At 76.3% G+C, this 1442-nt stretch carries 2 protein-coding genes; both read right to left on the reverse strand.

Annotation, left to right across the window (positions count from 1 at the left end; translation table 11 throughout):
- The coding region (locus B7L92_RS30965; RefSeq protein WP_159461075.1) for an NAD(P)-binding domain-containing protein at nucleotides 1-270 on the reverse strand (270 nt) is incomplete at its 3' end.
- A 192-nt stretch (nucleotides 271-462) separates the two neighbouring features.
- On the reverse strand, nucleotides 463-1442 hold a 980-nt coding region (locus B7L92_RS30970; protein WP_081240649.1), incomplete at its 5' end, for an ROK family protein.

Below are 1442 nucleotides of genomic sequence, written 5' to 3' on the forward strand. Positions count from 1 at the left end.
CCTGGAGACGATGCGCAGGGCGGGAGCGGCCCTGCGCATCGTCTCCAGGGTGGCGGGGCCGTCGTACAGCACGGTCAGCACGGCGTCGGCGGACTCGACCGCCTCGGCGGGTGTGCCGGCGACGTGCACGCCGTCGGCGGCGAGCGGGTCGGCCTTGGCGCGGGTGCGGTTCCAGGCGCGGACGGTGTGCCCGGCACGGGCGAGGTTGCGGGCCATCGCCGCGCCCATGATGCCGGTACCCAGGACGCTCACGGTGAGCTTGTCGGTCATGACGTCGGCTTCCTGTCCGTCGGGCCGTCTTCTGCGATCGGTGCTCGTGGTCGGCGGTCGGTGCTCGTGGATCATTGTGCGCCGTCGGTCGTGGCGCGGGGGCCGGTTGCGGACCGACCCGCCGGGCCGGGTGCCCGGTTCCCCGGAAGCGACGCGGGCGGGCCCGTCCGGCCGGGCCCGTCGGGCGGGCCGCTACGCCAGTGCCGCCAGCGGATCGTCCAGCACCGGCTGCCAGGCCAGCTCGGCAGCGCCGACCAGGCTGTTGTGGTCCAGGGTGCAGGCGAGGATCGGGACACCGCCGCTGCGGCCCCACAGACTGCGGTCGGCGACGACGGCGCGGAGCCGGTCGGGGTCGGCCTCCAGGAGGGTGCGGTGCAGGCCGCCCAGGATGATCCGGTCGGGGTTGAGGATGTTGACCAGGCCGGCCAGCCCGAAGCCGAGGCGGTCGATGAGGACCTCGACGGCCGCGCGGACGGCCGGGTCGTCGTACTGTCCGCGGATCAGGTCGTCGGCCTGCTTCAGCAGGGACATCTCGGGGCCCGGGGCGCGTCCCGCCGCGGTGAGGAGGGCCAGCGGGTCCGTCTCCACGTCCAGGCAGCCGTGGCTGCCGCAGTGGCAGGGGCGGCCCTCGGGGTTGACGGCGAGGTGGCCGACCTCCAGGGCGAGGCCCGAACTGCCCGAGTGCAGGCGGCCGTCGAGCACCAGCGCGCCACCCACACCGCGGTGGCCGGTGGCCACGCACAGCAGGTCGCGGGAGCCGCGCCCGGCGCCGTGCCGGTGCTCCGCCAGGGCGGCGAGGTTGATGTCGTTGGCCGCGAAGGCGGGTCCGGGAAGGCCGGCCGCCCGCACCTGCTCGGTGAAGATCTCCCGCACCGGTGCGCCCGCGGGCCAGGCCAGGTGCAGCGGGTTGAGGGCCAGTCCCTCCGGTTCGGTCACCGCCGACGGCACCGCGAGGCCGGCGCCCACGCACCGCCGTCCGGTCTCCCGCAGCAGCTCCGCGCCGGCCGCGACGACGGAGCCCAGCACTTTCGCCGGGTCGGCGTCGACCGCCTCGCAGCCGGGCGCCGTGGCCACGATACGGCCGCCGAGCCCGACCAGGGCCGCCCGGAAACCGTCGGCGTGCACCTGCGCGGCGAGCGCGACGGGCCCGTCCTCGGCGATCGAGAGCCGGT

The sequence above is a fragment of the Streptomyces viridosporus genome (assembly GCF_002078235.1).
GTDB classification, from domain to species: Bacteria; Actinomycetota; Actinomycetes; order Streptomycetales; family Streptomycetaceae; genus Streptomyces; species Streptomyces viridosporus.